Origin of the sequence: Micromonospora sp. WMMB235, assembly GCF_001855515.1 — a bacterium.
GTDB lineage: Bacteria > Actinomycetota > Actinomycetes > Mycobacteriales > Micromonosporaceae > Micromonospora > Micromonospora aurantiaca.
On sequence record NZ_MDRX01000001.1, the window covers coordinates 6,675,613 to 6,693,753 of the forward strand.

Consider the following 18,141-nt stretch of genomic DNA (forward strand, 5'->3'; position numbering starts at 1 on the left):
GTCCTTGTGGTCTCGCTTCACCGGTACGTTGCGGTGGCGAGGTCACCGACGGCGGCGTCGAGGGCGGCGGTGATGTCCCGCACCGACCGGTGGTGCTGGCCGGCGATGGCCTTCAGGTGCGCCGTCACGGTCGTACTGTCGTCGTTGAGGTAGAGGTGGCCGGTGAGGCCGAGGGTGGCGACGAGTCCGGCGAGTGCGGCGGTGTGGTTGTCGGGCTGCTCACGGCCTTGAGCGACGTACCGCAGGCGTGCGCGGGCGACGACCGCCCACTTGGTGTCGGTGGCGAGGTAGGTGTCGGTGCGGGCAAGGCCGCCGAGGCGCCGGCGAGTGACCTGCCGGAGGATCCCGGCGGCGACGAGTCCGGCGCGGGTGCGCTCGTATAGGTCGTCGGCGAAGCCGCGCAGGAACGCCTTCACCGGTGGTGCTGTACGCCCATAGCGGATGAAGCCGATGGCACTGTCCCCGATCAGGTCTCCGAGCGGTTGATCGGTGTGCAGGCGCAGCCACCGGTCTCCGGACAAACGGTCGTTGTTCGGGTCGAGGACGATCCGCCCGGCGAGAAACAGGTCGACCAGGACCGCGCCGGCCAGCCCCAACGCCAAGGCTTGGCGGTGGATGTGCGGGTGGCCGGCGTCGTCGTCATGGCCGAGCAGGAACAACTCGTCGCGCAGCGGCAGCCGAGCAAAACTCATCGGCCCGCCCCTTCCGTGGTCTGGACGCAGACTGCCGCAGGCTGGTGCGCAACCTGGGCGGACGCCCACTTGCCGCCGCCGGTGGGTCCCGCGGATCCGATGAACATCAGTACCCAGCTGGCACTGGGCAGGGATGGTTCCCTGCGGATAGCGAGCCGAGGAGGTTCACTCACGAGCTGCTGCTCCTTTCATCCCGACCCCGGCGAGGAAGCCGGTGAGGAAGGGGCTGGCTGACGCGTGTCCCCTCTCGATCTGGTCCTCGGGATCAGGGCGCCACCGAGCAACAGGGACGAGCGCTGCGTTGCTCGCCGACTTCGCTGCTGGCCCGTCGGCAGGGACCGTGGCGAAGTCGCCGAACAGCGCCTCGACCTCTGCGGGGGCGCGCAGTTGAAGTGGGGTAGGCGTGCGCTGATACAGCCTCTGCACCTCATCGGTCTGGCTTGTGGCCGTGCCGGAGGTCGCGTGGGAGATGACGAGGGCGCTGCCAGGGGGCATCGCGGCGCGGAATGGTTCCACGATGGCGTTGACGTCGCCGGGGATGAAGTGCAGGACCGAGACGAAGAGGACGGCGACGGGACGGGTGAGGTCGATCAGCCGCTGCGTGGTGGGGTTCTGGAGGATGAAATCCGGAAAGCAGATGTCGGCCTGGATGACATCGACCCGCGGGTCGTTATCCAGCAGGGCCTTGGCGTGCGCCACGGCTACCGGCTCGACATCGACGTAGAGAACCCGTGCATCGATGTCGATGTGGTGGGCGATGTCGTGGACGTTGCCCACGGTCGGTATCCCCGAGCCGAGGTCGAGGAACTGGTGTATGCCCTGCTGGAGTGCGTAGCGGATGGCGCGGCGCAGGAACGCGCGGTTGGCGCGGGCCGCGTCGGCGACATGGGGTGCGACGGCGAGTATGGCATCGGCGGCGTGACGGTCCGCGGCGAAGTTGTGGCTGCCACCGAGGAAGTAGTCATACATCCGTGCGGCATTCGGACGAGTCAGGTCGACCTCGGCGGGTGCCCAGCTCATCGCCTCAGTTCCCATGGTCTTTCCCCGGTTGCTCGCTCGGGGCCTTGGCGATGTGGCGCAGCCGCTGGTGCACTCCCTCGTAGGGGCTCATGCCTGCCAAGATCGCCTTGTTGACGGCGGCGTGCATGGTGTAAAGCGGGTCGCAGACGTTGCCAGGTGCGGCTCGACCGGCCTGCGAGACGACCTGGTAAGCGTCAAGTAGCTCCAGGCCGGTCAGTTGTGCGGTCCAGGTAACCAGGTCGTGCTGGCTGATGCGGTAGGCGTCCTCAAGCGGACGGGCGGCGCCGATCGAGATGATCCGGTGGTCGGTCTCGATGCGCGGCCATGGTGTGGCCACGCCCTTGATCAGGTCGACAGCGACGGTGACGTTCATGGCTGTCTCCACCGCGACGCCGCACACCTCGCCCTGGCCTTGGCGGGCGTGGCCGTCGCCGATGGCGAACAGCGCCCCGGGGGCGTTGACGCCGAGGTACACGGTGGTGCCAGGGCGGATCTCCGGGGTGTCGAGGTTCCCGCCGTGCGCATCAGGTACGACCGTGGAGCGGGCTTCCCCGCCGGCCGGGGCCAGCCCCACGGTGCCGAGCATCGGCTCCAGGGGCATGACGATCGCATGACCGGAGCGGCGGGCGTGGAAGGTCACGGTGCCTGCCGCGGTGTCGATGGTGTAGCGCCACACCCGCTCCTCGAGCGGTGGGTGCAGCATCGGCGTGGTGTGGGTCGCGGTCAGTGCCCCGAAGTGCGGGAAGGTTGCTGACATGCCCCAGTCGCGGGCCGGGGTGATGGCAGCGAAGTGCAGCGCGAGGGTGTCGCCAGGTTCTGCGCCGAGCACGTGGAATGGGCCGGTGACGGGATTAAATGCTTGGCACACCTTCGACGGCAGGTCGTCCACGGTGCGCACCGCCCCGCCGAAGCAGTCCTCAGTGCTGGTGACAAGCAGGCTGCCCGGCTTGATCTCGGCGACCGCCGGGTGGGCGCCGAAGGTGTAATGCAGCTCGTCTTCGGTTGGCTGGTAGGTGACCGTGCTGGTCATGCCGCCTCCCGTCCGCTGGCAAGTCCGGACAGCTCGGGGCGGCGGCCGGCGGCGTACAAACCTGCCAGAGCCAGGAGGCCGAGGGTGAGCCAGACGAAGCCGAGGCGTTGGGCGGCCACGTTGGCGTTGACCACGACGTAGGCGAGGATGGCGAATCCGATGCCCGGAAGGATCAGGTGTGCGATCAGGTTGCGGCTGCGTCGGCGGACCAGGTAGTGCCAGACGACGGCGAGGTGCAGCACGAGGAACGCGGTCATTGCGCCGAAGTTGATCAGGCTGGACAGCAGCGCGATGCCATCGTCGCGCCAGTTCATGTAGAGGCCGATCGTCAGCGACACCAGCGCAGTGAGGGTGATGGCGTGGGTGGGCACGCTGTGGCGCACCGACACCTTGGCCAGGAACTTCGGCAGCTGCCGGTCGCGGGCCATGGCGTACAGCAGCCGCGAGGTGGCGACCTGCGCGACGAGGGAGTTCGCCACGCCCCAGGCGACGGCCGTGGCGACCGCGCACAGGGTGGCCAGCCAGGGACCACCGGCGAGCCGGGCGGCGTCGTAGAACGCGGTGCCTTCCGGATCGCCATTGACGAGGAGGCCATCCGGGTTGGGCAGCAGCAGCGCGGCCATCCAGGTCTGGGCGATGAACAGCAATCCGGCCACACCCAACGCCGCGGCCATGGCCCGGCCGATCTGCCCCGCGCCGCCCTTGTTCTCCTCGGCCAGCATCGAGATGCCGTCGAAGCCGAGGAAGCTGAGCACGGCGATCGACACCGCGCCGAACACCAGCGCCCAGGTGAACGTGTCGGGGTTGTAAATCGGCGCCCAGGAGAAGCCCTCTCCCTTGCCTTGCGCGAGGGCGCGGCCCGCGGCGGCAAGGAAGATCACCAGGACGATGACCTCGCCGACGAGCATCACTCGGGTGATCAGGGCGGTCATCCGGATTCCCCGGTAGTTGACCAGGGTGTTCACCAGCACGAAGCCGACCAGCCAGACCCACACTGGAACCGCAGGCACGGTGGAGTGCATCGCCACCGCCGCGATCAGGTACAGCAGGCTCGGCACCAGCACGTAGTCCAGCAGGATCGCCCAGCCAGCGAGGAACCCGACCGGTGCGCCGATCCCTCGACCGGCGTAGTTGTACACACTCCCGGCAAGGGGAAACGCCTTGACCATCTGGGCGTATGAGGCGGCAGTGAACACCAGCGCCGCCATGCCGATGACGTACGCCAGCGCGACCATCCCGCCGGCGCCGGAGTAGACGGATCCGAAGATGCCCATGGGCGCGATCGGCACCATGAACACCAGCCCGTAGAAGAGCAGGTCGGCGAAGCCGAGTGAGCGGCGCAGCTCCGGTCGGTATCCGAACCGCGAGGAGTCGGGCGACGCCTGCGCCAAGCCGATCTCCGGCGGAGGCGCTGTCTGCCTAGTGTGCATGCTGTTTCATTCCTTCCTGTCGGTCAGCGACGCCAGCTCACTTCCGCCAGTGCTAGAGCTGGCCAAACGGCGGCAGCGGCTTCGAAGGCAGACGCATCGCCGGGAGCTGCTGAATCGGTTGCTAGAGGCGCCAGATCATGGACAAGTCCTGGGCGCAGCCGCCGAGAAGTACGGGCGACCGACAATCGGCGGATGATGGGCCAAGTTCCTCGGACGCGGCGTCCGCCACCAAACCCGGTGCCGGCGCCGCCGGCTCCAGAACGAACTGTTCGATGTCCTCGGCATCCACGGCCGGTCAGCTGGCAACCGCAGGGCCCCCGGGTAGTCCCGCTGACCGAGCACTCCGAACGGGCTGCAGCGCGTGCCGCAACCGCGCCAGCGCGGCAGACCCTCGAGGGTGAAGACCCCCGAGACAGGTGATCCGGGCTGCGCCAGCCACTCACCACCGCGGCCGGAAGCGGCACAGCGAGCGCGGTCACGCACGCTGTCGCTTCGCACGTCGACGACCACGAGGACACCTCCACCATCACCGCTGCTCGCAAACGCGAGGGCTGCCACAGCAGTGGAGGTAGCGCGAAGCCGCAGCGCCCATCCATCGCCGTGGTTGTCTGTGCGACCAGCCTGCGGGTTCGGCCTGTCCCATGACGATGCGTGGACGTTCTAGTGTTGTCCTAGTTTCAGCTCGTCTGCGCCCGCCGTCGTCTACTACGCTGCCGACTGCGACAATGACGCTGAGTGCATAGCCTGGGGGATATCCCGTGGAGACGGTACGGCGGTGGACCGGCCGCGAGGCGAGAGCACTACGCCTGGCCCTGCGCATGAGCGTGCGTGGCTTCGCCGAGCACTTGGGCGTCAATCCGGCGGCCGTCTCCAACTGGGAGAAACGCGGTACCGCGACCCGCATGCGCTATGAGACCCAGCAGATGCTCGATGTCGATCTGGCGCGGTCGCCGATCGAGGTCAAGCAGCGGTTCGCCCAGACCCTTAAAGCGTCAGCGGCCGCAAGTTCGAGCGACTCGCCCCCGCCTGCCGACAGCCCCGGGCCCGCAATACAAGATCTCGGCGCCCGTTCCAGGGAACGGACGGCTGCCATCCTCGCGGCGCTCGGTGGCCAGCAGCCCGACGACCTCGTGTACGCGCCTCCGGCCGACGTCCAGCGGCTGGTTGCGGACTTCCTCGCCTCGGCGGCGCGCGTCTACCTGGTCGCTGGCCCCCCGGGCTGCGGCAAGACCAGCTTCACGCGCCATGTGGCGTCTCAGGCTCCTGGGGTGGATGTTCAGCTGCTGACCGCGGACTCGTGGACCGAGGACATCGACCTGGCGCGGGAGATCCTCCGCTACGGCTCCCTGCCGGCCGGCGAGGATCCGCTGCTGACCCTAGAGGATGAGAGCCGGAGCCTGTCCAGGCCGCTGCTTGTCGTCATCGACAGTCCGCAGTCCCGCGCCGTGGTGGACAAGGTCTGCCGCCAGCTCGACGGCACGCTGCGGCAGGTGCTCTCGGGCAACCTGAGGTTCCTCCTCGTTCTACGCACACCGCCGGACGTCGAGCTGGCGCCCTACCCCGTCCTGGCCGCAGCGGTCATGCCCGGCCAGGATCATGGTGCCGGCCCGTCGCTGCGGCTGGACCGCTGGGACGTCGGCACGGCCCGCGACGTGTGGAACGCGCAGCGGGATGCAAGCGAGCCCCCGTTCGACGCCCTGCCCGCGAAGATTCGTAACTTGGCTCGCCTGCCGCTGTACATGAGCCTCATCCGGGCCGCGAAGTCGACCGAGCCGCTCGGGCAAGCCAACGCCTACCGGCTCGTGGAATTCTGCGTCGCCTCGATCTTGAAGGCGGCGGGCCTGGACGTCGAACGTACGACGGCGGATCTGACGGCACTCGCGCGACGGCAGCTCGCCTCCGCATGGCCGCACCCCCTCCTTCCCGCAATCCAAGGCGATCCGCCAGGGAACGTCGGTGACCTCACCGTGTCCTCGGCCGCGAGGCTCGTGCGGTCCGGCCCGTTCGGCGGCTTGATGTTCCATCACGACGTCATTCGTGAGTACCTCTTCGCACGGTGGCTCGCCCAGCTCATCGAGTCCCATGGACGCTCGACCGTCACCATCGAGCTGCTCAACGACCTGGCCGCTCGCACGAGCACATCGGCCGACCTGCGAGGCGTCCTGGAATTCCTCTTGCAGGGCTTGGATGCGACCTCACCGGAGCTGCTGGCCGCCGTCGCGCAGTCACCGTCGGTCAGCATCACCGAAACGCTGCCATTGATGCTCGACCTCACCAGCGATGCCCCCGCCTTCGCCACGGCCGAGGTGCTGCGCGTGTGCGCCTCTCGGTGCCTGCACGACAACGGCCTTCCCCTCGCCAGAGCTCTCCTGCACACCAGCGCAGCCGCCTCGGCGCTCGGTGCGGAGTACCCCCGGTGGATGCTGCGGGTGCTGCGCCGCTTCGGCCCGGCAGTATGGTCCGACATCGTGGCGTGCGTGGAGACGCGGCTGCCCATCGCGGCCATCCACGACTTCGTCCGTCTCGCGCAACTCGACACAGTTGAAGACGCGGTGTTCATCGCCCGACACTTCTACGTCTTCCTCGCCACCGACGACGGCGGTTCCCAAGAACTGAAGGCACTTCTGGCCCACCCAGACTGGCGAGCCCGGGCCGCCCTCGCCGAGGGGATCCGAGCGGGCCGCGCCATCCCACACCACACGATGGCCTCGATCATGGAATCGTTGGCCGCGGACCGCGACTACAAGGTCCGCGCAGCCGTCGCCGAAGCCGTCGGCCGCTCGACCGCACCCGGCGTGGAACACCTACTCGCCGCTTTCCTCGACGACCGGAACTGGCACGTCCGCGAGCGCCTCCTTCAAGGGCTTGCCGCCCGAGTCGGACACGACGACTCGGGCGCCGACCTGGTCATCAGGGCCCAGGGAGCATGGCGAAACGGTCCCCGCAATGTCCGAGTCGCCGCGCAGCGGCTCCTACTCAAATCCGGCAGGCAACCGATCCAAGACGAGGATTCATCTCGCAGCGCCCTGTTCGGCCTTTTACGAGAGATCCGCACCGGCACCCTACGGCTACCCATGAACGTCCAATCCGCTCTGGTCAACCAGGGCGTCGCCTCGGCCGACTGGCTCGTTCGCACCGAAGCCAACCTGCTCGCCCCCTACGCCACGGCCACGAGCACAGCACCAGGCATCAGCAAGGAAGCCTTCCGCCGTCTCCGAGACAGGCGCGCACTTCAAGTCGCGCTCGATGTCCGCGACGTCGACTACGCCATCACCGTCGCACAGGCCGCCGCTACCGCTGGTGTGCAATTCATCGAGATCGGCGACCCGCTCATCAAGAGCGTCGGAATTCGAGCCATCAGCGCCATCAAGCAGCGAACCCATGGCGCGTGGATCGTCGCCGAGATGATGTCCGCAGACTGGGGACGCGATCAGGTGGTCCTCGCGACCGAGGCAGGAGCTGATGTCGTGCTGCTCATCGGACCCGCCAGCACTGCTAGCGTGTCCGCAGCCGTCGAAGCGAGCAAACGCCTCGCCGTCCCCATCGTCATCGACGTGCCCGAAGGCCGGCTGATCCAACGCTGGGTCCAGGACATGGAACGCGCGGGAGTCGACGGCTTCGCCATCACCACAAACATCGACCTGGGTGTAGCCGGTTTCCACCCTCTCGACCAGGCACAACTCATCAGGTCATGGACCAAGCTGCCGGTCGCGGTCTCCGGCGGCTTCGAACCCACGGACGTCGAGGCCAGCAGACGACACTCATGGGACATCCTCGTCGTCGGTCGCGGAGTCACCGACTCCCTGGATCCCGCCGTTGCCGCGCGGGACCTCGCCGCATCGATCGAACTCACCGAAGGAAACCGCTCATGATCATCACCCCACTCACGGTCGACCGCATCCCCGACCTCGAGAAACTGCTGGCACTGGGGGAGCCGTACATCAGGCTTCGGGGTTCATCGGACTACTGGCTGTACGCCACGCTGTTCGCCAATACCTGCCCACTCGCCATCATCGATGGAGAGGTCGTCGGCAGCGTGATCGCCTTCCGAAGCCAGGTCGACCCGTCAGAGATCTACCTGCAGGACGTGATGACGCACCCGAGTCACCGTCGGACAGGAATCACGCGGGCGCTCGTAGAGGAAGTTGACCGCCAAGGCGCTCTCTGGGGATGCCGGCGCCTCTTCCTCACATCAGAACCGGACAACCACGCCGCGCACGGAGCGTGGCTCGCCATGGGCTTCAGCAACGTTCCCGGAGACACGACCGAGCGAGGCGTATCTGTGATCTACGACTACAAGGGGCCGGGGAAGCACCGCGCCGTCTATGAGCGATCGATCGGTGCCTAGCATCAAGTGGCCCGCGCAGGAGATCACCGCCGAGACGTGCACGGCGAGGTAGACCTCGACATGGTGTGATGCCAGTCGGCGAGGGGGTCGTACCGGCGAGATCTTCGGCTCGCGCGCAGCCGTGCAGGCAGGTAAAGGCGGGCTTGCTGCGGCGAGACGAGACGCGGTCCTCCAGCGCGCCGCATGTCGCGCTGCTCACGTCAACGCGGACAGGGTCCCCTGCCCGCCCAGCTCGGGCTGGCGGCCGCGCAGCGGCTGCGCCCGGCCCGGTTGGGCGGGCGTAGGTCACGCGGCGTGTGGTGGGACAGCGGGCTGGTAGTGAAGGCGTAGGAGGCGGCACACCATGTCCGCGCGCCGAACCTTCCTCGTGTCCGACCCGTGCCGATAGCCCCTGAGCGATAGCAGCCGTTGAATGAGACGGGAGGCGCCCAGAACATGGCAGGGCAACGACTACCCGAGATGCCTTGCATCAGGCGCACTTCCCCGTTGCCGACCCTGGTGATCGTCCGCGGCAACTCGGGCAGCGGCAAGACGCCCACGGCCCGTGAGGTCCGCCGCCGCTACGGCCGCGGGTGCGCTCTGATTGAGCAGGACTACCTGCGCCGGGTCATGCTCCGCGAGCACGACAGCAGCCGCACCAATCCGGTCGCTCCCACGTTCATCACCGCCACCGCCAAGACAGCGCTCGATCTGGGCTACCACGTGGTCTTGGAGGGCATCCTGCACACCGGCCGCTACGAGGCCGTCCTGCGGCAACTCATCGCCGAGCACACCGGCCCGACGCACGTCTACTACCTCGACGTGTGCTTCGAGGAGACCATCCGCCGCCACCAGACACGCGCCGAACCGATCAACGTCACACCCGAGCAGATGCGCGAGTGGTACAGCGCTCGGGACTTGCTCGACGTGCCCGGCGAGCGCATCATCCCCGAGACCTCCACGTTCGAGCAGACCGTTACCACCATCCTTACGACCAGTGGCCTGGCAGGCAGCCCACCCTTGACGCCATGCCCGAACCGGTGCCCCCACTGCGCTGCGAAAGCCCAATGAGCGCCAGCGCGGCGCCGGAGTTCTGAGGCGTGGGGCTACCACCACCGCTGTCCTACGAACACCGGCCCTTCGACCTCACCGTGGCCGACGGCGAGCCCTCGCCGGTCGGTTGGACCATTCGCGATGCACTTCTGGGCCAGCGCACCGGGCCGAGCGAGATTGTGGCGGAACGTCCGGCCCATACTCGGCGACGGCAGGCAGGGTAGGCAGCTCGACGAACGGATCTCCGCCCTCGCCGCTAGCCGAGCCGCCCGACCGGGCAGCTAGCCGCCGACTCGTTGTGCCGCACCATCTCGGGCAGCTCAGCTAGCCAGTCGAGCCGGAACAGGCAGCGCTCGCTGACGGCCTTGTCCGCCGACGCCGTGTGTCGGCCGGTTCGGCCATGTCACCGTCCGCACGAACTGCTACTCCGGTTCCGGTTCACCTGGTTAGCCGCCAGGTCAGGGCCCAGCGCCCGCGACCGTAACTGTCCGGAAAGTGGTTGCAGGTGGCGGTCATTGCATCGCACTCCGTTGCTCGAGCTTTGTGCGTAATGGAGTTTACCGAAGCCTTCGGCACTCGCGGTTAATCCCTTACTGCGACTCACCTACGTTCTGTCACGCTGCAGCGTCTCAGTGCGCAATGGATGACCAAAACGACTCTTTGGTGTTGAAAGACACCCTTGCGCGGTCATACGTTCCGACTGGTGTCGATACAGCGGAGAAAGGGGGGTGCTGCAATGCGTAAGGGCGTCGAATGGGGCTGAGCACCCGTCGCATACCTGCTACTGTGGACGATCTACTTGGAAGGGCTGGGGCTGATGATCACGGGGGATTGATTGATGCCGATCCAGCGTGGAAAATGGGCGCTGGGCCTGTTGACATCCATCGTTTTCGTTTCGGCGCTGGCGTGCCTTGTGTGGGCTGTTAAACACGCGGGGCGGCCGGCGCCTTACTATTCCGTCTACCTCTTGATGGGCGCAGCGCTCATGGCGGTCGGCGCGATTTGCTCAGCGCCGCTTCCACAACGGGTTCCGATCCGGATCACCTTGACTCCTACGGCGTGTCTGGTCTGTGCCTCGGCTCTGCCGGTTCCGTGGGTCGTCCTGTGCACGGCGGTCGGGGTTACTGTGGCGCGACTCGTAATGAGCCGTTCCCGGTCGTCCGGCCTACACAAAGTGCTCCACAACAGCAGTATGGATGTCGTCACCGCGGCAGCGGCGGGGTCGGTGATGTATACCTTCGGCGCCCAGCCCGGCTTCACTGAGCATGCTCTCGGCAGCCCGGGCCTGCTCCGGCAGGTGGTCGCTTTCCCTATCGCGGCGCTGGCGGTGCTGGCTCTGGAAGAGCTGGTCACGATGACCACGGTCACATTGGCGACCAGAAGGCCCTTTCTGGCGGTCCTGCGCCACCTATGGCGGACCCGCCTGATCGTTGCCGTCGGAGAAACCGTCACTGCAGGCATCGTTGCGGTCGTTACTGGGCTTGACCTGCGAGCGCTGATAGCGCTGCCGGCGGTGATGCTTATCGTGCACCTCGCGTTGACTTATCGACTTCGGATCCGCGAGGAGCGGCGTGCTTGGGAGGACCTGGCGGTGCTGAGCGACGCATTGTCCGCCCGGGATCTCGAGTTCGTTCTTCGCACCGCCGCCGCCGGAGCGGTAAGGCTGTTCGGTGCTCGGGCCGCAGACATCGAGGTCGATGGCGGCAAGCGGCTAGTGCGTGCTGGTGGCGACGCTGGCGACGCTCGGGTGGTGTTTGACGGGCCGGCCTCCGATGCTCCCGACATCGTCGAGTCGCGGCCAACGGTGCGGTCCGAGTTCGGGGACTACGCGACCGGGCTGCACGGTGTGGTGCGGTTGTATTTCGGCGGGGCCGGCGACGAACTGTCAGCGCGAGAGCGTGTCACCCTACGAACATTCACTGCCACCCTGGCAACGAGTCTTGACAACGCGCACGCGTACGCCCTGCTGGCGCAGGAAGCGCGCCGGCATGAGGTGGCAGCCACCCAGGATCCGGACACCGGCCTGCTTAATCGCAGAACGCTGCTGTCCCGCGTCGCCGAGATCGCCACCGGGACGTGCCATGTGGTCGCGGTTCGCCTAGAGAACTACGACTTTCTCGCGGACCAGATCGGCAGGGATGCGGCACTGACGCTGCTGAACGAACTCGCCGGAAGGCTGTGCCATGCCCCGGGGGATTCGGGCTCCGTCGTTGGACGTATCGGCGATGCCGAGTTCGCCCTCATCCTGTGGGACGTGCCGCAGGACGCCGCGTACCAGCGGGCGTACTGGACCGTCGCGGCACTACGCCGCCCGGTCACCACCGACCAGGGCATGCTCAACGTCCGGGCGAGCGCAGGAATGACATCTGGCGCCGCCGCCGATGTCGCGGAGCTGCTCGACGCCGCAGAACAGGTGATGTGGCGGGCCATTCGCCGGGAGCAAGACCGGTTGGTGTCATATCAGACTGGTCCCGCACACGGCCGTGCCCTGGATCGGGACCTGGTCGACGCACGGATGTCGATCGCGTACGAGCCGATTGTCGACCTCACCACCGGCAGGATTGTGATGATGCAGTCCGTGCCGCGAATCCTCTACTCACGGCACGATGTGCTCGTCGCCGACGAGTACATCTACCAGCTCGTGATGAATCAGGATGGCCTGGAAGCCCTCGCACGCAAGGTGATCACGCGATCCCTGTCCGCCGCGGTGACCTGGCGGGAAGCGCTGCCGCACGCTGCGCTGGTGGTGCCAGTGCCCGCGCGCGCCCTCACGCCCAGATTCGTCGACGGGCTCCGTGATCTCCTGCGCAACCACGCTGTGGCGGGATCATCTCTGGTGCTGGAGCTGGCGCAACCTAGTGGCCTGCCCAGCCGCGACGTGACCGACCTGCTCCGGCAGTACGGGGTGCGGCTGTTGCTGGGCAACTACGGCAGCATTCAGGGCAGCATTCAGGCGCTCAACGCCGCCACTTGGAGCTTCCTCCGGCTCGACCCGGCCTACGCACTCGACGCCGGGTGGCGGCCGGCGCAGGCTGTCATCCGCGCGGCAGCCGACCTCGCCATCGACCTGGACCTCGCGGTCATCGCGCCCGGGATAACCGTCGAAGAGGAGCGGCACGAGTTGGCGAGGCTCGGCTGCGCACTCGGCGGTGGGCCATTGTTCGGGGGCGAGATGTTCCCGAGTCAAGTTCGGAATCACGCCTCGCTGTGGCAGCCGACGGCCTTGCACGACGGGGCGCAGATCGTGCGCTTACACCGCACGCGCTGGACGACCAGGCCGCGTCGCGCTGTCCGGCAGCGGCATGACGGGTAGACCACGCGCCAACGTCGCAGGGGGAGAGGCCTCGCTGGTATCGGCGGACGCGATCACCGGCACCCAGCAGTCCACCTCGGCGGCGACGAGGGGCGAGTCATGCAGAGCGCGAGACATCCTGGCCAGGCGGCGGGCCTCAGCGCGCACGTCAGTCACGTCCAAGGGCGCGGCGACGAAGGGCGAATCGTCAGCGAGCGGCAGCGCGGCCTGACGTCGACGCAGCGCGACCGCTACCGTCGCTGCTTCGGCGACTGCAGCTACAGCAGCAGAATCGAGCCGGTATCGCAGGGCTCGCCGCTCCGCGCTGTCGTGAACCTGTCCACTGCACCACGGTCTCAGCAGCCGCAACGCGTCGTGGACCTCGATTACCCGTCGATGGCGGTGGTGTCTACCACCTACCTCTACTGGGAGCTGTTCACCCGTGCTGGTGCTGATGATCTTTGCGTCAGGCATACCCGCCCGCAGCGTCATCCACAACTGGGTGACGTGCCAGTCCGCACGAAGGTCCGTCCATCTCCGCGATGACCAGAGCCTCCACGGCACCCTCGAGAGAGCTGCTACCTGCCGCGTACAAGGTTCGGCGGTGCTGCCGGCGGCCTGGGCCATCTGCTGGTACAGCAGGTCAGCGGCCAACTCGGCTTCAGCCTCTAGCGCAGCATCGACGTCTGCGTGTAGGGCATCGCCGTCGTGATCGAGGACCAGATGTGCGACCTCGTGTAGAACCGTCTGCGCCCGTCCGAGCGTGGGCAGCGCTGCGTCGATGATGATGTAGTCGGCTCCGTCGAGCCGAACGAGTAGACCGGGCGGATGCTCGGCTCCCAGTCGTTCACCGCGTATGTGTAGGGGGCGGCCCCGAACACGCCCGATGGCCTCACACCAGGCGTCCACCGTGTACGGAGCGGGCGGCGGCGGCACGCCAGCCTTGCGCAGACGTCGTGCGAGACGCGCCCGAGCCCAGAGCATCCACACCTCCTGACACTACGATCAGTGCCGGGCCAAAGGTCAGAGTGTAACGCCCGAACGGGTTACCTGCAGGCCCCCTGATCATGAGGGCCCCATCGAGATGAGCCTGTTCGACTAGGCTCCGCCTCCACAACGGACGGCGCTAACGGCGTGGCATCACAGGTGCGCAGGGACGGGGAGAGAAACAGTGGTCGAAACGTACAAGGATGCACGCAGCGCCGGTGGTGGCCGCGCCATCGTCGCACGAATATATGACTACCTCCTTGGCGGCGATCAGAACTTCCCCGCAGACCGCGAAGCCGCACGACAGCTCTTGCAGGCTGTTCCCGACGCGGCCGACATCGCCTGGTCCAACCGCCTGTTTCTGCGGCGCGCGGTCCGAGTGCTGGCCGAAGCGGGCATTCGACAGTTCCTCGACCTCGGCTCCGGCATCCCCACCCAGGGCAACGTGCACGAGATCGCCCAGGCGGTCGACCCCACCAGCAGAGTGCTGTACGTGGACATCGACCCCGTCGCGGTTGTCGCGTCCAACGAGCTTCTGATGGGCATCCCGGGCTGCCGGGCCATCGAAGGCGATTTCACCCGCCCCGACCTTGTTATCGATGCCCTCCACGAGGGTGACCTCGCCAGCGTGATCGACCTCGACCAGCCCACCGCGCTGCTCTACTGCGCGGTGTTGCAGCAGGTGCCCGACGATCGGGTCGATGAAGTCGTGGCACCAATCCGCGACCGGCTTGTCCCCGGCAGCGCGATGGTGCTCTCGCACCTGAGTGCGGCGGCTGTTACGGACACATATGAAGAGTCGAGCGTGTCAACGGCGAAGAGTGGAGCCATTTTCATCCTGCGTAGCGGTCGGCTTCGACGCGGTGCAGGACGAGGATGGCCTGCACGATCGCGGTCGCTCGGCGTGGGCAGCAGCGCAGCTTGACCAGGATTTTCCAGGTCTTGAGGGTGGCGATCGCGCGTTCGCCGCGGGCGCGGATCTTCGCGTGCGCTCGGTTGACGGCCTTCTGCCGGCGTGACAGCTTCGGCCGGAAGCGGCGCCGCTTGAACGGGGTGCGCACGCTGCCGGGGGCGCCTTGATAGCCCTTGTCCGCGAAGGTCATCACGTCGGTGCTGGCCAGGGCGTCGATGATGCCGTGGGTGCGGGCGGCGGTCAGGTCGTGCGTCGAGGCGGGCAGCGCGGCCGAGGCCCAGACGAGACGCCCGGCCGCGTCGGCGATGACCTGCACGTTCACGCCGTGACGCTTGTGTTTTCCGGAGTAGTACGGCTTCTGGTTGGCGACCCGGTCGATCGGGATCAGGGTGCCGTCGAGGATTGCGTAGGCGAGCAGACGGATCCTGGTCATGGCCGTGGCCAGGTCGTCGGCGGTCGCGGCGAGCAGGTCGATGGCCTCGCGGACATAACGCCAGGCGGTCGTGACGCCGATGTCGAATCCGGCGGCCAGGCGGGTGTAGGTGTCGCCGTTGCGCAGGTGGGCCAGGGCGAGCAGGGCTTGCCGGCCGGGGTCGAGGCGTCGCCACCGAGACCGTTGCTGCTGGCGGCGGGTTCGGATGAGGGCGGCGAGGTGGTTCAGGCTGCGGGTGGACAACGGAATCGCGGCAGGGTAAGACAGCACAGCGAGGCTCCCGGTTGGGGCATCTGATCTTGGTCGATTGCTGTCTTACCGGGAGCCTCGTCCTACCTGGACACCGGCCTCCCACACCGCCCGTGACCTGCGCCGTCACGATGAAAATGGCTCAGTGTGTTTCGCACTCAAGCGGCAACCGAGATCACCCTCCGCACCGACGCGCAGCTCACCGCGCTCTTCGGCGACTACACGCTCATGGCGCCAGGCCTCGTGCCGCTCGGCGAATGGCGACCCGAGTTGAGCGAGCCGGACCCCTACGCCGCGACGCCGGCGCGTTCACCGATGCGGGGTGCCGTGGCCACCAACTGACCGCTGAGACCAAGACGGGCGCGAGATCGGGAGCCGGATGTCGTAGGCGCTCGCGATACTCGCGGCTATGGCAACCGGAGCGACCTGCCCGCACTGCGGCGCCGCTGGAACGCGCGCTCTGCCTGCGGTGCGCGCAACGGGGGCGCGAGTGGCGCGTACGTCCACCACGACATTGGCAGGGGGAATGCTTGCCGTACGCAGCCGCAGTGCCATGGCGTCGTCGAGCCTTCTGGCTGTGCAACTACGGCCCCCCTGCGCACTCCCGTTCGGCGTCGCGGCCAGCGGCAGTAGCAGCAGCATGTGCGGGAATCGTGGTCTTCCTCAGCTACGGGCTGCTGGCCGCACCACCGCCCTCCGCGCAGGACTCCGCTGCGGGCATGTTCGCAGCGGCGATTCTCACCGCTGTGGGCGGCGCGGCTGGGCTGCTCGCGGCTGTCCGCCGGCACCGTGCTCAGGGATCGCGGGCGGTGACGGAGCGGGCGATGTGGGTGTGGCGTTCAGGGACCTGGTGTGGAAGCTGTCACCACGTGGCCCTGCCGGTCCCCGGCGCAGGCCGCCGGGTCATCGTGAGCGCGGAGCAGGCGTACCAAGCGGTTCACGACCTCGCGCGAGTGGATGCCGGTGGGGCACCGCGGCTGGCAACGTAGAAGCTGCCCAACTCAGCCACGGCGGAGGCCCGAGCGGGAAGCTGCCAAGATCGACTGCCGGCGACTTCCGGTGTTGGGTGCGCTTCCCAACACGGCTGCCCATCACCGGGACGACTCACCCCACTGCGCGGTGCCATCTTGCTGGCGGCCGGCGGTCTGCTCGCGCCATGTGCCCGGCGACGGTGCGCGCAGGAGGCGGTCGACCATTTCCAGGGCTTCCTCCGGGGAGTCGAACTCCCAGCGCAGCACGTTGCCCGTCTCGCTGTCGCCAGCTCGGGCAACCACCTTCCAGTGGGTCTGTCGGATGAGCCAGACGTCGCGGCGCGCGAGGCGACCCCACGTTCCGTTCCACCATCTCCGTGCTACCTCATCCACAACATGATCGTACGCATGTTCGAACAAGTGTTGTGTGGCCTCCCCGCGAACGGGTCATTCGCAGCGATCCTCGGCACCCCGGCCGCGCGCCTCGCAGCAGTCGGGGCGGTGCCGGTAGACCCGCAGATCGCACCCCTGCCGCTGGGCGAAGTCGGGCGTCGCCTCGTACAGGCAGGCCCGCCACACGACAGCCCGCCCGACGGCAGACACCACCTGGCCGTCGCCAGGTCCGCCGCGCAGCAGCACCCTCATGCCACCCGACGGTACGCAGCCCAGCGACAAGCGGCGACGGATTCGTCGCCGACCTTGGGTAACCCCCGCAGGTCAGGAGGCGCTTGCCGGCGGAACCCCGGTTCGGAGAGCAGGCCCTGCGCCCGGAGTTGCGCGGCAGTGGAACATAAGCAGCCGGACGACTGGCAGGCAGAGCTGCCGCCGTCGTGTGCACCGACGGCGGGCCGTGACAGGGCCTGCGAACATAGTGGCCCGGCCGGGCGGATAGGCTTTTTGAGGGCTTCGCCTGCGGTGCGGTGTGGGGACGGCTGGGGCAGGGGGACAGCGGTGCCGAGAAGGCTTGTGGTGGCGGAGTGGGAGGACGGGCAAGAACCGTTCGACTCGCGGAAGAAGCCGGGCAGCTACAGCCCAGCAACACATCTACCGGGCAGTTCACGCAAAGCCGGGGAGATGACGATCACGCTGCCGACGGAAGAGGACCTGGCTGAGCGTCCTGGAGAACCGCCGGAGCACCGCCAGCGCGCTGCCGCCCAGCGGCCGTTGCAGCGCGGCGATAACCCCGCCGTCGATGCCTTGGCCGACGCCCTTGTCCTCGCTGCGACGAAGGCCGTGGATTGGGTTTTTGAGACAGGGGGCCCGAAGGCCTGGGCGTGGGGTAACCAGACCGTGGCGGATTGGAAGTCTAGACGAGCAAGAGCTGCCGTTGAGCCCGCTGCGTCCGTGGAGGTCGAGCCGGTCGCAGTACAGGTTGAGCCAGCTGACGTGACACACGTTGCGGGTACCGCGGTCGAGGCGGACAAGCCCATTATGAGCTGGACCGAGGTGCAACAGCGCCTTCGCGTAGCCGACGCGGCCGAACAACTCCGTGACCAGCAGATAAAACTGGTGCTGGGGTCACGGATCGTCGATGATGGCGACCTGACGGAGCTGGGCAGCGCGGCCGCGCCGTCCACGCAGGCGCAGGTGGGTGCCAGTGACCAGCTGATGCTGCAAGCAACGCCATCGCTGGCTGGCGCAGATCTCCGGGTCCAGCTCGACGGCATCCGCAAGCGCGACTGCTGGCAGGGCGACGGCACACCTGTTCAGCGGACGTGAAAGTACTGCAAGCATCGGCACGTCG

At 67.6% G+C, this 18,141-nt stretch carries 14 protein-coding genes and 1 pseudogene; 7 read left to right on the forward strand and 8 right to left on the reverse strand.

Going from position 1 to position 18,141, the window contains the following annotated elements; genetic code table 11:
- Nucleotides 1–17 precede the first annotated feature (17 nt).
- From BFV98_RS29790 to BFV98_RS29805, 4 genes are all read right to left on the reverse strand, one after another.
- Nucleotides 18–692 carry a GPP34 family phosphoprotein gene (locus BFV98_RS29790; RefSeq protein ID WP_030500423.1) on the reverse strand — a complete coding sequence of 225 codons (675 nt, stop codon included), beginning with the start codon at nucleotides 690–692 and terminating at the stop codon, nucleotides 18–20.
- Between the two features lie 165 nt (nucleotides 693–857).
- Nucleotides 858–1,712, reverse strand: a complete 855-nt coding sequence (locus tag BFV98_RS29795) for an SAM-dependent methyltransferase (RefSeq protein ID WP_071098555.1) — start codon at nucleotides 1,710–1,712, stop codon at nucleotides 858–860.
- Between the two features lie 4 nt (nucleotides 1,713–1,716).
- Nucleotides 1,717–2,742 carry an acetamidase/formamidase family protein gene (locus BFV98_RS29800; protein WP_071098557.1) on the reverse strand — a complete coding sequence of 342 codons (1,026 nt, stop codon included), beginning with the start codon at nucleotides 2,740–2,742 and terminating at the stop codon, nucleotides 1,717–1,719.
- Entirely contained in the window at nucleotides 2,739–4,172 is a 1,434-nt protein-coding gene (locus tag BFV98_RS29805) for an APC family permease (protein WP_083395332.1), read from the reverse strand. Before BFV98_RS29805 ends, BFV98_RS29800 begins: the two co-directional genes overlap by 4 nt.
- Nucleotides 4,173–4,930: 758 nt before the next feature.
- Between BFV98_RS29805 and BFV98_RS29815 the strand changes: the two genes are divergently transcribed.
- The 4 genes from BFV98_RS29815 to BFV98_RS29830 all read left to right on the forward strand — a co-directional run bounded on the left by BFV98_RS29815 (nucleotide 4,931) and on the right by BFV98_RS29830 (nucleotide 12,865).
- Nucleotides 4,931–8,044 carry an orotidine 5'-phosphate decarboxylase / HUMPS family protein gene (locus BFV98_RS29815; protein WP_255368297.1) on the forward strand — a complete coding sequence of 1,038 codons (3,114 nt, stop codon included), beginning with the start codon at nucleotides 4,931–4,933 and terminating at the stop codon, nucleotides 8,042–8,044.
- On the forward strand, nucleotides 8,041–8,520 hold the full coding sequence (locus BFV98_RS29820; protein WP_071098560.1) for a GNAT family N-acetyltransferase: 480 nt from the start codon (nucleotides 8,041–8,043) through the stop codon (nucleotides 8,518–8,520). The genes BFV98_RS29815 and BFV98_RS29820 overlap by 4 nt, the downstream gene beginning before the upstream one ends.
- 459 nt (nucleotides 8,521–8,979) lie before the next feature.
- Nucleotides 8,980–9,570, forward strand: coding sequence for an AAA family ATPase (locus BFV98_RS29825; protein WP_071098562.1), 591 nt, complete (start codon nucleotides 8,980–8,982; stop codon nucleotides 9,568–9,570).
- A gap of 1,174 nt (nucleotides 9,571–10,744) precedes the next feature.
- On the forward strand, nucleotides 10,745–12,865 hold the full coding sequence (locus BFV98_RS29830; RefSeq protein ID WP_176921737.1) for an EAL domain-containing protein: 2,121 nt from the start codon (nucleotides 10,745–10,747) through the stop codon (nucleotides 12,863–12,865).
- Here the strand turns inward: BFV98_RS29830 and BFV98_RS33125 are convergent.
- The gene (locus tag BFV98_RS33125; protein WP_369830094.1) at nucleotides 12,803–13,828 is read right to left on the reverse strand and encodes a DUF6545 domain-containing protein; all 1,026 of its coding nucleotides are present in this window, start codon (nucleotides 13,826–13,828) and stop codon (nucleotides 12,803–12,805) included. The two genes, BFV98_RS29830 and BFV98_RS33125, sit on opposite strands and share 63 nt — an antisense overlap.
- 187 nt (nucleotides 13,829–14,015) lie before the next feature.
- Here BFV98_RS33125 and BFV98_RS29840 point away from each other — a divergent pair, with 187 nt between their 5' ends.
- On the forward strand, nucleotides 14,016–14,756 hold the full coding sequence (locus BFV98_RS29840) for an SAM-dependent methyltransferase (RefSeq protein ID WP_071098568.1): 741 nt from the start codon (nucleotides 14,016–14,018) through the stop codon (nucleotides 14,754–14,756).
- Here BFV98_RS29840 and BFV98_RS29845 read toward each other — a convergent pair.
- A complete protein-coding gene (locus BFV98_RS29845; RefSeq protein WP_013283918.1) occupies nucleotides 14,665–15,447 on the reverse strand; it encodes an IS5/IS1182 family transposase in 783 nt (260 codons plus the stop codon). The two genes, BFV98_RS29840 and BFV98_RS29845, sit on opposite strands and share 92 nt — an antisense overlap.
- Before the next feature lie 126 nt (nucleotides 15,448–15,573).
- On the opposite strand from BFV98_RS29845, the gene BFV98_RS29850 reads away from it, so the two are divergent.
- On the forward strand, nucleotides 15,574–15,768 hold the full coding sequence (locus tag BFV98_RS29850) for an SAM-dependent methyltransferase (RefSeq protein ID WP_071098569.1): 195 nt from the start codon (nucleotides 15,574–15,576) through the stop codon (nucleotides 15,766–15,768).
- Nucleotides 15,769–16,530: 762 nt separating this feature from the next.
- On the opposite strand, the pseudogene BFV98_RS33130 reads toward BFV98_RS29850, so the two are convergent.
- Both BFV98_RS33130 and BFV98_RS29860 read right to left on the reverse strand, forming a co-directional pair.
- Nucleotides 16,531–16,817 (reverse strand): annotated as a pseudogene (locus BFV98_RS33130) (hypothetical protein).
- A gap of 27 nt (nucleotides 16,818–16,844) precedes the next feature.
- A complete protein-coding gene (locus BFV98_RS29860) occupies nucleotides 16,845–17,042 on the reverse strand; it encodes a hypothetical protein (protein WP_071098572.1) in 198 nt (65 codons plus the stop codon).
- A 429-nt stretch (nucleotides 17,043–17,471) separates the two neighbouring features.
- Between BFV98_RS29860 and BFV98_RS29865 the strand changes: the two genes are divergently transcribed.
- Nucleotides 17,472–18,116, forward strand: a complete 645-nt coding sequence (locus tag BFV98_RS29865) for a hypothetical protein (protein ID WP_071098573.1) — start codon at nucleotides 17,472–17,474, stop codon at nucleotides 18,114–18,116.
- The last annotated feature ends 25 nt before the right edge of the window (nucleotides 18,117–18,141 follow it).

Bases quoted from the DNA above. Each gene is read 5' to 3' on its own strand.
- BFV98_RS29790 (WP_030500423.1), bottom strand. From the start codon at position 692: ATGAGTTTTGCTCGGCTGCCGCTGCGCGACGAGTTGTTCCTGCTCGGC.
- BFV98_RS29795 (WP_071098555.1), bottom strand. From the start codon at position 1,712: ATGAGCTGGGCACCCGCCGAGGTCGACCTGACTCGTCCGAATGCCGCA.
- BFV98_RS29800 (WP_071098557.1), bottom strand. From the start codon at position 2,742: ATGACCAGCACGGTCACCTACCAGCCAACCGAAGACGAGCTGCATTAC.
- BFV98_RS29805 (WP_083395332.1), bottom strand. From the start codon at position 4,172: ATGCACACTAGGCAGACAGCGCCTCCGCCGGAGATCGGCTTGGCGCAG.
- BFV98_RS29820 (WP_071098560.1), top strand. From the start codon at position 8,041: ATGATCATCACCCCACTCACGGTCGACCGCATCCCCGACCTCGAGAAA.
- BFV98_RS29825 (WP_071098562.1), top strand. From the start codon at position 8,980: ATGCCTTGCATCAGGCGCACTTCCCCGTTGCCGACCCTGGTGATCGTC.
- BFV98_RS29830 (WP_176921737.1), top strand. From the start codon at position 10,745: ATGGATGTCGTCACCGCGGCAGCGGCGGGGTCGGTGATGTATACCTTC.
- BFV98_RS33125 (WP_369830094.1), bottom strand. From the start codon at position 13,828: ATGCTCTGGGCTCGGGCGCGTCTCGCACGACGTCTGCGCAAGGCTGGC.
- BFV98_RS29860 (WP_071098572.1), bottom strand. From the start codon at position 17,042: ATGAGGGTGCTGCTGCGCGGCGGACCTGGCGACGGCCAGGTGGTGTCT.
- BFV98_RS29865 (WP_071098573.1), top strand. From the start codon at position 17,472: ATGACGATCACGCTGCCGACGGAAGAGGACCTGGCTGAGCGTCCTGGA.